This window comes from Pseudomonas sp. JZ114, assembly GCF_051027705.1.
GTDB lineage: Bacteria > Pseudomonadota > Gammaproteobacteria > Pseudomonadales > Pseudomonadaceae > Chryseomonas > Chryseomonas luteola.
Genome location: NZ_CP069256.1, coordinates 497,414 through 509,708, shown reverse-complemented (window position 1 = coordinate 509,708; position 12,295 = coordinate 497,414). Strand labels below are relative to the sequence as shown.

Here is a 12,295-nt window from a genome sequence, read left to right as displayed (position 1 = left end):
AATACACACACTCTATCGCCTGGCTGAACCCCATCGCCCAAATAGCGCCTAATGTGGATGGAAGCGGAGAACAACCACAACAGGAGCCCGCCATGTCGGAACACCATCGCTACCCCGTGCCCGAAACAGTGCAAAAGCAAGCCCTTCTGGATAAAGAAGGCTATGAGCGTCTCTATCGCCAGTCCATTGAAAACCCTGAGCGCTTTTGGGGTGAGCAGGCCAAAGCCATGCTTGACTGGTTCAAACCGTGGGATGAAGTTCACCATAGCGATCTGGCCAAGGGTGAAGCCTCATGGTTCAAGGGTGGTCAACTGAATGTGTCCTACAACTGTGTCGACCGCCATCTGGACAAGCGTGCGGACCAGGTCGCCATTATCTGGGAAGGCGACAATCCCTCCGACTCCCAGAAAATCACCTACCGTGAGTTGCACCAGAATGTTTGCAGGCTGGCTAACGTTCTGAAGGCGCATGGCGTCAAGAAAGGCGACCGTGTGTGCCTGTATCTCCCCATGATTCCCGAAGCGGCCTATGCCATGCTGGCCTGCTCCCGGCTGGGTGCGGTCCACTCCGTGGTGTTTGGCGGTTTTTCTCCCGATGCCCTGCGCGACCGTATCCTGGATGCCGATTGCCGTACCGTCATTACCGCCGATGAAGGGACCCGCGGCGGCAAATGTGTCCCGCTCAAAAACAATGTGGATAAGGCCTTGGCCTCATGCCCGAATGTTTCCAACGTGATCGTAGTACAGCGCACCAAGGGCAATATTGCATGGACCGAAGGTCGGGACGTTTGGTACCACGACGCCGTGCAAAACGTCAGTGATGAATGTCCAGCCGAACCGGTGGATGCGGAAGATCCGCTCTTCATCCTCTACACCTCGGGCTCGACCGGCAAACCCAAAGGGGTGTTACATACCACCGGGGGTTACCTGCTGGGCTCTGCAATGACCTTCAAGTATGTATTCGATTATCACGAAGGTGAGATCTTCTGGTGCACCGCGGACGTCGGCTGGGTAACCGGCCACAGTTACATCGTTTATGGTCCCTTGGCCAATGGGGCAACAACGCTGATGTACGAAGGCATGCCCAGTTATCCGGATGCCTCACGCTTCTGGCAGGTCGTGGATAAGCATCAGGTCAATATCTTCTATACAGCCCCTACCGCCATTCGGGCACTAATGCGTGAGGGAGACGCCCATGTGCACAAAAGCTCCCGCGCCAGCCTCCGCTTGCTGGGTAGTGTAGGCGAGCCCATTAACCCTGAAGCGTGGGAATGGTACTACCGCGTCGTAGGTGAAAAGCGCTGCCCTATTGTCGACACATGGTGGCAGACCGAAACAGGCAGCATCCTGATCGCACCGCTCCCTGGCGCAACGGACCTCAAGCCCGGCTCGGCTACACTCCCCTTCTTTGGCGTTCAGCCTGTTCTTCTGGATGACAAGGGCAAGGAGGTCGAAGGTCCTGCCGCGGGTGTTCTGGCTATCAAGGCCAGCTGGCCCAGCCAGATCCGAAGCATCTATGGCGATCATCAACGTATGATCGATACCTACTTCAAGGCTTACCCCGGCTACTATTTCACCGGTGACGGTGCCCGCCGTGATGAAGATGGGTATTACTGGATTACCGGCCGCGTGGATGACGTAATCAACGTATCCGGCCACCGGATCGGCACGGCAGAAGTGGAAAGCGTGCTGGCTTTACATGACGAAGTGGCCGAGGCCGCTGTAGTAGGCTGCCCCCATGATGTGAAAGGCCAGTGCGTCTATGCATTTGTCACCCCAATGGGCGGTGTGCAACCCACGGATGAGCTGAAAAAGCGCCTGCTGGCTCAGGTCAGTTCCGAGATTGGCAGCTTTGCAAAACCGGACTTCCTCCAGTGGGCACCGCGGCTACCCAAGACACGCTCTGGCAAAATCATGCGACGTATCCTGCGCAAGATTGCCTGTGATGAGCTGGATACTCTGGGCGATACCTCCACCCTGGCCGATCCTTCCGTCGTGCAGGAGCTGATTGAGCATCGGCAGAATCTTGCAGCCAAAAAGTGAGTAAAACCGCCGCCGGGCATAGCGTTGGATGTCTGGCGGCTCGTTATCCATTAAGCTTTACGTGATGAAGCATCATTTGGGGCTGTAATGGAAATCCTGCGACGCCGTATTGAAAGTCAGGTCATGAGCCTTACCGGGCTAAGCCTGGGCGGAGTCGATTACGAAAACCCACCTGGGGACCCTGGCCTATTCGGACCTGATTCCGCCTGCTGGAAGGTACACAGTGACTTTACCTGCATGATGATCGGCGGGGTCGCCGCCCTGCTTCTGCAAATGCTGCATCCCTTGGCACTGGCAGGTGTCTGGGATCACTCCCGCTTTCGAGAAGATATGCTGGGCCGATTACGGCGTACCGGCCAATTCATTGCCGCCACTACCTTTGGCAACCAGGCCGATGCACAACGGTTGATCGAAAAAGTCCGGATGATTCATGGCCATATCAAAGGAGTTGCTCTGGATGGACGCCCTTACGCAGCCGATGACCCTGATCTTTTGACGTGGGTACATGTCGCGGAGGTGAGCAGCTTCCTAAAAGCCTACCTTCGCTATTTCAATCCCCACTTTTCCCTTGCGGAGCAGGACCGCTATTACCGCGAAGTTTCTCTGATTGCCAGGCAACTGGGCGCTCAGCAAGTCCCGGTATCACGGGTAGAAATCGAACATTACCTCAATACGATGCGCCCAGAGCTGGTCTGTGACGAACGTACGCGTGAGATTACGCAGATCCTGCTTTCAGCGCCGGCACCCAGTGCGCTGGCCAAGCCGTTCGGTTCACTGATCATGAGAGCAGGGATTGATCTGCTACCTGAATGGGCCGCCCAGCAATTGGATATCCTGCCCGGCCATGCGGAGCGGCATCTGGTAAGGGCTGGAGTCAACCGTACAGCTCCCCTGCTACGCTGGGCGGTTCGCAACGGCTCTTCACATCGGGCACGCCGCCGCATGGGTCAGCCCACCAAGCCCTGATCGGTCGCACGGCAGCCCACAATAATCTGTATTCTGTACGCCTTTATTGCTCTTCGCTTCAAGGCCTGCCCATGCAAACCCTTTTCTCCGCTCTGGACGCAGCATTGTCCCGCCGTGAGTCGCTCCTGGCACGACTCCACACCCAGGGTACGGACTGCTATCGACTGTTTCATGGATCACAGGAGGGAGCAGCAGGACTTACGCTCGACCGGTACGGCCCACAATTACTGATTCAGAGCTTTCACGCCCCTGTCGAAAATGACGTAATCCTTGCACTGCATCAGCAGGTCCAGCGTTTTTTGGGCCAGGAATTATTTCTCGTCTATAACGACCGGTCGCAAGGCAATTCCCGAATTGATCGCAGCAGCACCGCCCATACAACCGAACCAGATGCACTGGAGGCCACTACCGCTCACGAATGGGGCTTGACCTATCGTGTGCGGGGCCGCCATGCTGGCCAAGACCCGTTACTCTTTCTTGACTTGCGTAACGCGCGAGGCTGGGTCAAGCAGAACAGCCAGGGCAAGTCAGTCCTGAATCTCTTTGCCTATACCTGCGGTGTAGGACTCTGCGCGGCGGCTGGTGGAGCGCAGGAGGTCTGGAATCTGGACTTCGCTACGCGCAATCTGGCTGTAGGTCAGGAAAACGGTACTCTCAATCCTTCATTGCCGCCCATGCAGTTCGTTCAGTCGGACTATTTCCCCGCTATTCGCCAGCTAGCCGGCTTACCTATCACTCATCGTCGAGGCCAGCGCTTGCCCAGTTATCCTCGCCTGGACCCAAAGCAATTCGACCTTGTGTTTCTTGATCCACCGGCCTGGGCCAAAAGTGCCTTTGGAACGGTAGATCTTCAGCGTGACTATCAAAGCCTGCTTAAACCAGCGCTCCTGGCTACTGCCGAAAACGGCACCCTGGTGTGCTGTAACAACCTGGCCAAAGTCTCCATGGCAGAATGGCGCGAGTCTGTCCTGCTCTGCGCCAGCAAACAAGGAAGACCGGTACGTGACTGTCAGGTTATCGCGCCAGACGAGGACTTCCCGTCCTTTGACGGCCAACCGCCCCTTAAGACCTTGATTTTACAGTTGTAACGATCACGCTTTGCGCATGCTGCCGTTGGCACCACAGCGGCACGTGCGATACTGGAGAGCACTCTTGATGGATAGACGCCATGCCCAAAGCATTGAAACGCGCCGCCATTGTGTTGTCGCTCCTCCTGCTGTATTGCCTGCTTGGTTTTTTGATTCTCCCGCGCGTTGCGTTGCACGTTGCAAACCAACAGTTGACGCGTTACACCACGCAGCCTGCTCAGATTGATGAGATCACCTTCAATCCCTTCACATTTGAAGTAGAACTGAAGGGGTTTCGCATTGGTTCTCCCGAACACCCTGTCTTGGCAGCCAAGCGCCTCTATGCTGACCTTGAACTGAACAGCTTATGGCGAAGGGAAGCGCATCTGGCGCGTCTGGAGCTGAAAGAGCCCGTTGTCGACGTTACGCTAGAGAAAGACGGTACGCTAAATCTTACCGAGCTGTTTAAAACGCCTGAGAATACCGACCCTCAAGGCAAGCCTACGACAAATGCAACCGAACCACCCTTTCCCTTGACCATCGATGCTCTTGTCCTTCAGAGGGCCCAAGTGCATTACCGAGATCAACAGCTCAAACAGCCCGTCGAAGTCAGTTTCAACCCCATTGATCTGACCCTGGAAAACATCGGCACCCGCACAGAAAATCCAGGCCGCTACAGCCTGAGTGCCCAAGCAGGCCAGGATGGTGCACTCACAAGCGAAGGAGCTCTCCAGCTGGTCCCTTTCACCCTTAATGGCTCCCTGGAACTCAAGGAGGCTGCGCTGGCCCCCTGGTGGGCCTATGTCAGCGAAGCGCTACCGCTTTCACTCGATAAGGGTCGGTTGAATGGGCATGCTCAGTACCACCTCGAAAGAGGAAAAACCTTTCAACTACAACTGTCCAAGACCAGCCTGAGCCTTGATGAGTTTTCCAGCAAAGCAGTCAATGCCACGCCACAGATACATCTAAACCACCTCGCTATTGCCGATGCCACACTGGACCTGACCAAACGCCAGATTCATCTGGGAAAGCTCGAGACCCGAAACTTGGAGGCCTGGGTATCTCAGGATCGGGACGGTCAGCTGGATTGGGCCAAGTTGTTCACCTTCCCGAAGCAACCCGAGGCGTTGCCCGACACACCGAATTGGCAGATCAGCATTGGCAAGACTGACCTACAAGGCGGCCGCCTTCATCTAAAAGACCTGGCCGCTTCAGCACCTGTAGATCTGGATATAAAGAACATCAACCTGGCGTTATCCAGCCTTGATCTGGCAGGCCAAATGCCGACCACGGTCAACCTCAACGCTCAAGTTGGTCTACATGGGCAGCTTGAGGTTAGCGGTGAGCTGGCATTGAATCCTGTGACTGCTCGCCTGCATATCATTAACAATGATATCGATCTACGCCTAGCCCAAGCCTATATTGCCCCCTATATCCGTCTTGAAGTGCGGAGCGGCATGCTGGCAAGCGACATCAACCTCTCTCTCCATGATACAGCGCCTCTTGCCTTGTCCGTGACCGGGCAGGCCCAGCTCACCCAGCTGCATACTCTAGATACCCAGCGCCAGCGTGACTTCCTGCGCTGGCAAACGCTTACGCTCAAAGGTATCAGCTACGAGCATGGCCAGCGTCTCGCCATTGATGACATTACCCTGCTGCGCCCCTATGCCCGTCTTATTATCAACGAAGACCTGACCACCAACTTTCGTCAGCTGCTGATTCCTCAACCCAAAGACGAAGCACCTGACAACACCCCTCCGCTAACCCTGCACATCGGCGGTATTCATGTCGTTAACGGCTCGGCCAATTTTGCAGACTATAGCCTTACGCCCAGCTTCATAACGGCTATTCAGGAGCTGAACGGTCAGATCGGCACGCTGGATACAAAGGCCTCCGATCCGGCGGAAATAAGCCTGACCGGCAAGGTGGATCGCTTTGCACCCGTCAATATCAAAGGTCGTCTGAACCCACTGGATCCGCTCAACAAACTCAACGTGACAGCGGCATTCCGTCATGTTGAACTTACAACCCTCACGCCCTATTCCGGAAAATTCGCCGGCTATGCTATCCGCAAAGGGCGCCTGGACTTGGATCTCAACTACCGGATCGACAACAGCAAGCTGGATGCTCAAAACCATCTGGTATTGGATCAACTTGAGCTAGGTGAACGGATTGACAGCCCTGATGCCGTCGACCTGCCTGTCAGGCTTGCGGTTGCGCTACTCAAGGACTCCCACGGCAGAATTGACCTGACTCTCCCTGTCGCGGGTAACCTCAACGACCCTAACTTCAGCGTGGCGCCCATCATCTGGCAAACGATGCGCAACGTCATTGCAAGGGCCGTCCAATCGCCCTTCAAGATGCTGGCAGGCCTGGCAGGTCGAGCAGAAACGGACCTCAACGAGATACCCTTTGAAGCGGCCTCGGTCAACTTAACGGGTGAGGCGCGTCAGTCGCTCGATACGCTGGCCCAGGCGCTAAAAAGGCGTCCGCAGCTGCAACTGGATGTAGAAGGCCGTAGCGCGGTTGAGATCGACGGCCCTTCACTTTCTGCGCAGCGCTTGGAGCGCGAATTCCAGACACAGTACTACAATTTGCTGCAGCGGCGAGGCGACAAGGTTCCCGCAGATGCCACCCAGCTTGCCGTACCGGAAGATATGCGACCTGCCTTGCTAGAAGGGATTTACCGTACCCGCCTTAAACAACAGCCGCCTGCCGAGTGGACACACCTGAGCGATACCGAGCGGCAGCAGCGTCTGAGTGCCGCCATTCTTGACTCATGGAAAACGAGTGATCTGCTTCTGCGACGACTGGCACAGGCGCGTGCTCAAAACATCAAGCAATACCTCGTAGAAAAGACCGGGCTTGAGGAAGGGCGTATTTATTTAATTGATGTCAATACAAGCCAGCAAGGCAATAATGGGCGTATCGCGGCACAACTTCATCTTGGCAGTAGCTAGGACAGCAGATGAGATACACCACAACCGCCATAGCCCTATTACTAGCGCTCTCCGCCTCGGTGGCGCTAGGTGACACGCTCCGCTGCGGCAGTAACTTGGTTAACCGGGGCGACCGTACGTTTGAGGTACAACGGAAATGCGGCGAACCTGCGCATCGAGATTTTATAGGCTACACGCAGGGTGACTATGGTCGTAGGGAATCGACACGGGAAGAATGGGTTTACGGTCCCTGGAATGGTGGAACCTACATTTTGACATTTGAAGCCAACCGACTTGTCAGCATCGAATTCACACGTGATTAGAGCCTGTTCATGCCCTTTAATGCTCTTCGAGTCTCTGTACTGCTCATCCTCTCTACCATAGTGTGGCCTGCTCATGCCGAGTCCTTACGATGCGGTAGTCAGCTGGTCAATACAGATGACCATATCAGCGAAATTTACCGTAAATGTGGAAGGCCCGGCAGCCGTGCTAACCTGGGTTACATTGAGGTCGTAGACAGTTACAGAAGACGCAGCGACGTTAAAGTCGAAGAATGGGTGTATGGCCCATGGAACGGCATGTATCACTATTTGACGTTTCGCGGCGACCGGCTGTTCAAGATTGAAAGCAAGCGCGGCCAGTAATTAGGCCACGTTAAGGCGAAGCTTGAGCTCTAAAAGGTGATCATGGCACAGCTTGGCTTTTTGTAGCTGCTCCTGAACCAGCGGCTTGGCTTCCAGTTCGGGCATATCGTGTATGGCCTGCTCCAGCAGGTGGAGAAGCTGGTCCTCAGACTCCTCTAATACTTGAATATAGGTGGTATCCCCCGCTTCTGCCAGAGCAGCTCTAGTCTGTTCATAAAGCACTTTGAAAGAGCTTACAAAAAGACTGTCATTAGCAGGCTGCCTGCCATGCAAGGATGTCTGGCTACTTAACAGGATAACCAGACCCGCTTTCATCTGAGCCATCTCAGAGAACAACGCTTTGAGCTGGGGACTGCTCACTGCATTGATCGCTGACTCGTAGAATGTTCTGCCATTACGAGAAACTTCAATCAGATCCACAAAGGCATCTGCTTTTCCAGACATGGCACTTACCTCACAGATACTAAAAGTGGCGGGCTTCAAGCCCGCCACCTTAGATTACTCGGCCGATTTCAAGCCATCAGCCGATACGGCTTTAACACCTTTGATATTTTTCGCTTTTTCAACAGCCAGCTCACGCTGAGCGTCTGTCGCAACGGTACCTGAAAGGGAGACTACACCTTTGTTGGTCTCGACCTTGATATCGGTCCCTTTGATATGATCATCAGCAAGGAAAGAAGATTTCACCTTTCCAGTGATCCATGTGTCGGAAACTGTTTCCTCTGCCTTCTCCACGTTGTCATTAGCGGCCAACGTCATCGTTTGATGGTTTGTGGCAGCAAACGCACCTCCGGCAAGCGGCATGCTTAGAGCGGTAACAGCAGCGGCGGCAAGAGCGAAATGGCTGAAAGTCTTCTTCATGGTGTGACTCCTGTTTTGAGTGTACGCCGTATCCTGGCGCTAGCACTAATCATGATCGCAATCAGCATGCCAAGTCGGCTTCACAAAAAAATCATTAAATATCAATAAGTTAATAATTTAGCTTTTTAATAAACCGTTGCACATTGCAATAAATCGTTCATGCAATACATGCAAGTTGCATGAACAACGGACATAAAAAAGCCCAGCCAAGGCTGGGCTTTCAACTTACTAACTATCAGGCGCCAGAAGCTTCAGCTGCTGCGACATCCTTGATAGAGAGCTTGATACGGCCGCGGTTATCCACGTCCAATACCAATACCTTCACTTCCTGTCCTTCTTTCAGTACATCGGAAACCTTCTCGATGCGCTGATCGCTGATCTGGGAAATGTGTACCAGACCATCTTTGCCAGGCAGAATATTTACGAACGCACCGAAATCGACAATGCGCTCGACCTTACCAACGTAGATCTTGCCGATTTCAGCTTCTGCAGTAATACCCAGAACGCGCTGTTTGGCGGCCTCGGCAGCTTCACGGGTTTCGCCGTAAATCTTGACGCTGCCATCATCTTCGATGTCGATCGACGCCTTGGTTTCTTCACAGATTCCACGAATAACAGCGCCGCCTTTACCGATGACGTCGCGGATCTTGTCCGGCTCGATCTTCATGGCAATCATGGTCGGTGCATTGGCAGACAGCTCTGCACGCGGCTTGGCGATTATCTGATTCATTTGGGACAGGATATTGAGGCGAGCCTCTAGAGCCTGAGCCAAAGCGACTTCCATGATCTCTTCGGTAATACCGTTGATCTTGATGTCCATCTGCAGAGCGGTAACGCCCTTGTCAGTACCGGCCACCTTGAAGTCCATATCGCCGAGGTGATCTTCATCACCTAGAATATCGGTCAGAACAGCAAATCTGTCGCCTTCCTTTACCAGGCCCATCGCAACGCCAGCAACCGGAGCGCGAACTGGAACACCAGCATCCATCAATGCCAACGAGGCACCGCAGACAGAAGCCATGGAGCTTGAGCCGTTTGACTCAGTGATCTCTGAAACAACACGAATGCTGTAGGGAAACTCTTCCTGAGAAGGCAGCATAGCCTGCACACCACGGCGTGCCAGACGGCCATGACCAATTTCACGGCGGCCTGGGCTACCCATACGTCCGCACTCACCGACCGAGAAAGGCGGGAAGTTGTAGTGCAGCATAAAGGTGTCACGGCGCTCGCCTTCCAGCATGTCGAGGATCTGAGCATCGCGGGCAGTACCCAGGGTAGTCGCTACCAGCGCCTGAGTTTCACCACGCGTAAACAATGCGGAGCCGTGAGTCTTGGGCAGCACACCCACTTCAATATTCAGCGGACGAACAGTACGGGTATCACGACCATCGATACGCGGCTTACCGCCTACGATGTTCTCACGTACAGTGCGATATTCCAGCAGGCCAAAAATTTCCTTGACCTCGGCGGCACTGTACTGACCCTCTTCCTCACCCGCAAACTTGGCCACAGCCTGATCGCGCAGCTCACCCAGAGCCGCATAACGGTCCTGCTTGATGGTAATGGTATAAGCCTGAGAGATTGCCTCACCAAATTCGGCACGCAGCTGGTTAACCAAAGCTGTGTTCTCGACCGGAGCTTGCCAGTCCCACGTAGGCTTGCCTGCTTCAGCAGCAAATGCCTTAATTGCCTCGATGACAACCTGGAACTCTTCATGGGCAAACAGTACAGCGCCCAGCATCTGGTCTTCAGTCAGCTCGTCCGCTTCGGACTCAACCATTAGAACCGCGTCAGAGGTACCTGCGACAACCATGTCCAGGCTGGAACTCTGAAGCTGCTCATAGCTTGGGTTGATGATATAGCCCAGCTCTGGGTGGAACCCTACGCGTGCAGCACCAATCGGACCTGCGAACGGAATGCCGGAAATAGCCAGAGCGGCAGACGTACCGATCATGGCAGCAATATCCGGATCAGACTTCTTGTTGGTAGAAACTACAGTACAGACAACCTGTACTTCGTTCATGAAGCCTTCGGGGAATAGAGGACGAATCGGGCGATCGATCAGGCGGGAGGTCAATGTTTCCTTTTCGCTTGGACGACCTTCACGCTTGAAATAGCCACCGGGGATACGACCTGCCGCATACGTCTTTTCCTGATAGTGGACAGACAGCGGGAAGAAGTCACGGCCTTCTGCTGGAGACTTGGCACCCACAACAGTGACCAGAACGCTAACGTCTTCAGTACTGACAAGTACTGCACCACTGGCCTGACGCGCAATACGGCCCGTCTCCAGGGTTACGGTCTGCTGACCGAATTTGAATGTCTTGATTACTGGATTCACAGTATTTCCTTCTTGTATTGCCCTTGGGGAAATCTTGAGAGCGGCGGGGTATCGGACCCGGCGCGATCTCAGGGGACGCATGAAGCAAAAAAGCTGGAAACCGGCATAGCCGACCCCCAGCTTTTAAGCGACTAGCGTCCAGCTTGCATCGTGATCAACGACGCAGGCCCAGACGGCTGATCAGGTCACTGTAACGAGTAGTGTCCTTGGCCTTCAGGTAGTCCAGCAGCTTACGACGCTGGTTAACCATACGGATCAGACCACGACGGCTGTGGTGGTCCTTGCTGTTGGCCTTGAAGTGACCCTGCAGCTTGTCGATATTGGCAGACAGCAGAGCAACCTGCACTTCCGGAGAACCGGTATCGCCTTCGCCGCGCTTGTAGTCGTTAACGATCTGGGCTTTTTCTTCAACGCTAAGTGCCATGATAGGGCTCCTAGATATAACAGGCCGAGGGAACTACCCCCGTGTTCAGAGAAGAGGAATGACCATGCCTGTTAACAGCCACCCTCATATCAGTCTTACGACCGAACCAAACGACGCGGCGCAATACGCCCGTCGTCAGTCACCTCACCGATACCGATGAAGCGACCTTCATTATCCTGTACTCGCATCCAGCCAAATTTGGGCGCGTTCGCCGCTCGCACCGGCTGACCATGCAACCAATAGTAGGCTGTGTGCTCGGTCAGTTGTAGCAGCGGCCAGTGCTCCAGACCACTATCAACCGGGAGCAGGAAGGCATCCAACGCTTCTGCACCACCTTCTTCGTGCGCTTTTTCAAGCACCTCAAGGCTTACAGACTGAGCCAGAGCGAAGGGGCCTGCCTGAGTTCTGCGTAGTTCCGCTACATGAGCTCCGCAACCAAGCGTCTGGCCTAAGTCTTCGACCAGGGACCGAATGTAGGTGCCCTTGCTACAGTGCACATCGAGTGTAGCGCGATCCGTTGTCAGCGCCAGCAGCTCGAGACGGCTAATAGTAACAGAACGCGGTTCACGCTCCACCACCTCGCCTGCACGAGCCAGCTTATAGAGCGGCTGACCGTCTCGCTTCAGTGCCGAATACATAGGCGGAACCTGTAGGATATCACCTCGAAACACTGGCAGGGCTGCTTCTACAGCCGAGGCGTCAAGGTTTACCTCTCGACGGTCAACTATTTCTCCCTCGGCATCACCTGTCGTTGTAGTGACACCTAGCTGCATAACCGTTTCATACCCTTTATCCGCATCAAGCAGATACTGGGAGAACTTTGTTGCCTCACCAAAGCACAACGGCAAAACACCTGTTGCCAATGGATCAAGGCTACCGGTATGCCCCGCTTTTTCAGCATTAAGCAACCAGCGTACCTTCTGCAGGGCCGCATTAGAGGTCAGGCCTCTCGGCTTGTCGAGTACCAGAATACCGTTAACCGATCGACGGATTCGTTTCACTTGCGCCACG

General features: G+C 54.5%; 11 protein-coding genes. 6 read left to right on the top strand and 5 right to left on the bottom strand.

The features are described 5' to 3' along the window. The first annotated feature begins 92 nt into the window (after positions 1–92). The 6 genes from acs (at position 93) to JQR90_RS02435 (ending at position 7,658) form a co-directional block, all read left to right on the top strand. On the top strand, positions 93–2,042 hold the full coding sequence (acs, locus tag JQR90_RS02460; protein ID WP_434140365.1) for an acetate--CoA ligase: 1,950 nt from the start codon (positions 93–95) through the stop codon (positions 2,040–2,042). An 87-nt stretch (positions 2,043–2,129) separates the two neighbouring features. Beyond that, entirely contained in the window at positions 2,130–3,008 is an 879-nt protein-coding gene (locus JQR90_RS02455) for an oxygenase MpaB family protein (protein WP_150348156.1), read from the top strand. A 71-nt stretch (positions 3,009–3,079) separates the two neighbouring features. Next, on the top strand, positions 3,080–4,096 hold the full coding sequence (locus tag JQR90_RS02450; RefSeq protein ID WP_434140363.1) for a class I SAM-dependent rRNA methyltransferase: 1,017 nt from the start codon (positions 3,080–3,082) through the stop codon (positions 4,094–4,096). Positions 4,097–4,176: 80 nt separating this feature from the next. Further along, on the top strand, positions 4,177–7,035 hold the full coding sequence (locus JQR90_RS02445; protein WP_434140361.1) for a DUF748 domain-containing protein: 2,859 nt from the start codon (positions 4,177–4,179) through the stop codon (positions 7,033–7,035). Between the two features lie 8 nt (positions 7,036–7,043). Beyond that, positions 7,044–7,337, top strand: a complete 294-nt coding sequence (locus JQR90_RS02440) for a DUF2845 domain-containing protein (RefSeq protein WP_010796818.1) — start codon at positions 7,044–7,046, stop codon at positions 7,335–7,337. A 9-nt stretch (positions 7,338–7,346) separates the two neighbouring features. After that, on the top strand, positions 7,347–7,658 hold the full coding sequence (locus JQR90_RS02435) for a DUF2845 domain-containing protein (protein WP_010796817.1): 312 nt from the start codon (positions 7,347–7,349) through the stop codon (positions 7,656–7,658). On the opposite strand, the gene JQR90_RS02430 is transcribed toward JQR90_RS02435, so the two are convergent. The 5 genes from JQR90_RS02430 to truB form a co-directional block, all read right to left on the bottom strand. Further along, entirely contained in the window at positions 7,659–8,102 is a 444-nt protein-coding gene (locus JQR90_RS02430) for a PA2169 family four-helix-bundle protein (RefSeq protein ID WP_010796816.1), read from the bottom strand. Between the two features lie 54 nt (positions 8,103–8,156). Further along, positions 8,157–8,519: a BON domain-containing protein gene (locus tag JQR90_RS02425; RefSeq protein ID WP_010796815.1), complete on the bottom strand. Its 363-nt coding sequence runs from the start codon at positions 8,517–8,519 to the stop codon at positions 8,157–8,159. Between the two features lie 235 nt (positions 8,520–8,754). Further along, a complete protein-coding gene (pnp, locus tag JQR90_RS02420) occupies positions 8,755–10,860 on the bottom strand; it encodes a polyribonucleotide nucleotidyltransferase (RefSeq protein ID WP_010796814.1) in 2,106 nt (701 codons plus the stop codon). 154 nt (positions 10,861–11,014) lie between these two features. Continuing rightward, on the bottom strand, positions 11,015–11,284 hold the full coding sequence (rpsO, locus tag JQR90_RS02415) for a 30S ribosomal protein S15 (RefSeq protein ID WP_010796813.1): 270 nt from the start codon (positions 11,282–11,284) through the stop codon (positions 11,015–11,017). A gap of 95 nt (positions 11,285–11,379) precedes the next feature. Then, the gene (gene truB / locus JQR90_RS02410) at positions 11,380–12,294 is read right to left on the bottom strand and encodes a tRNA pseudouridine(55) synthase TruB (protein ID WP_010796812.1); all 915 of its coding nucleotides are present in this window, start codon (positions 12,292–12,294) and stop codon (positions 11,380–11,382) included. Between the last annotated feature and the right edge of the window lies 1 nt (position 12,295).

Excerpts from the sequence above, each read along its gene's own strand:
- acs (WP_434140365.1), top strand. The coding sequence starts at position 93 with ATGTCGGAACACCATCGCTACCCCGTGCCCGAAACAGTGCAAAAGCAA.
- JQR90_RS02455 (WP_150348156.1), top strand. The coding sequence starts at position 2,130 with ATGGAAATCCTGCGACGCCGTATTGAAAGTCAGGTCATGAGCCTTACC.
- JQR90_RS02450 (WP_434140363.1), top strand. The coding sequence starts at position 3,080 with ATGCAAACCCTTTTCTCCGCTCTGGACGCAGCATTGTCCCGCCGTGAG.
- JQR90_RS02445 (WP_434140361.1), top strand. The coding sequence starts at position 4,177 with ATGCCCAAAGCATTGAAACGCGCCGCCATTGTGTTGTCGCTCCTCCTG.
- JQR90_RS02440 (WP_010796818.1), top strand. The coding sequence starts at position 7,044 with ATGAGATACACCACAACCGCCATAGCCCTATTACTAGCGCTCTCCGCC.
- JQR90_RS02435 (WP_010796817.1), top strand. The coding sequence starts at position 7,347 with ATGCCCTTTAATGCTCTTCGAGTCTCTGTACTGCTCATCCTCTCTACC.
- JQR90_RS02430 (WP_010796816.1), bottom strand. The coding sequence starts at position 8,102 with ATGTCTGGAAAAGCAGATGCCTTTGTGGATCTGATTGAAGTTTCTCGT.
- JQR90_RS02425 (WP_010796815.1), bottom strand. The coding sequence starts at position 8,519 with ATGAAGAAGACTTTCAGCCATTTCGCTCTTGCCGCCGCTGCTGTTACC.
- rpsO (WP_010796813.1), bottom strand. The coding sequence starts at position 11,284 with ATGGCACTTAGCGTTGAAGAAAAAGCCCAGATCGTTAACGACTACAAG.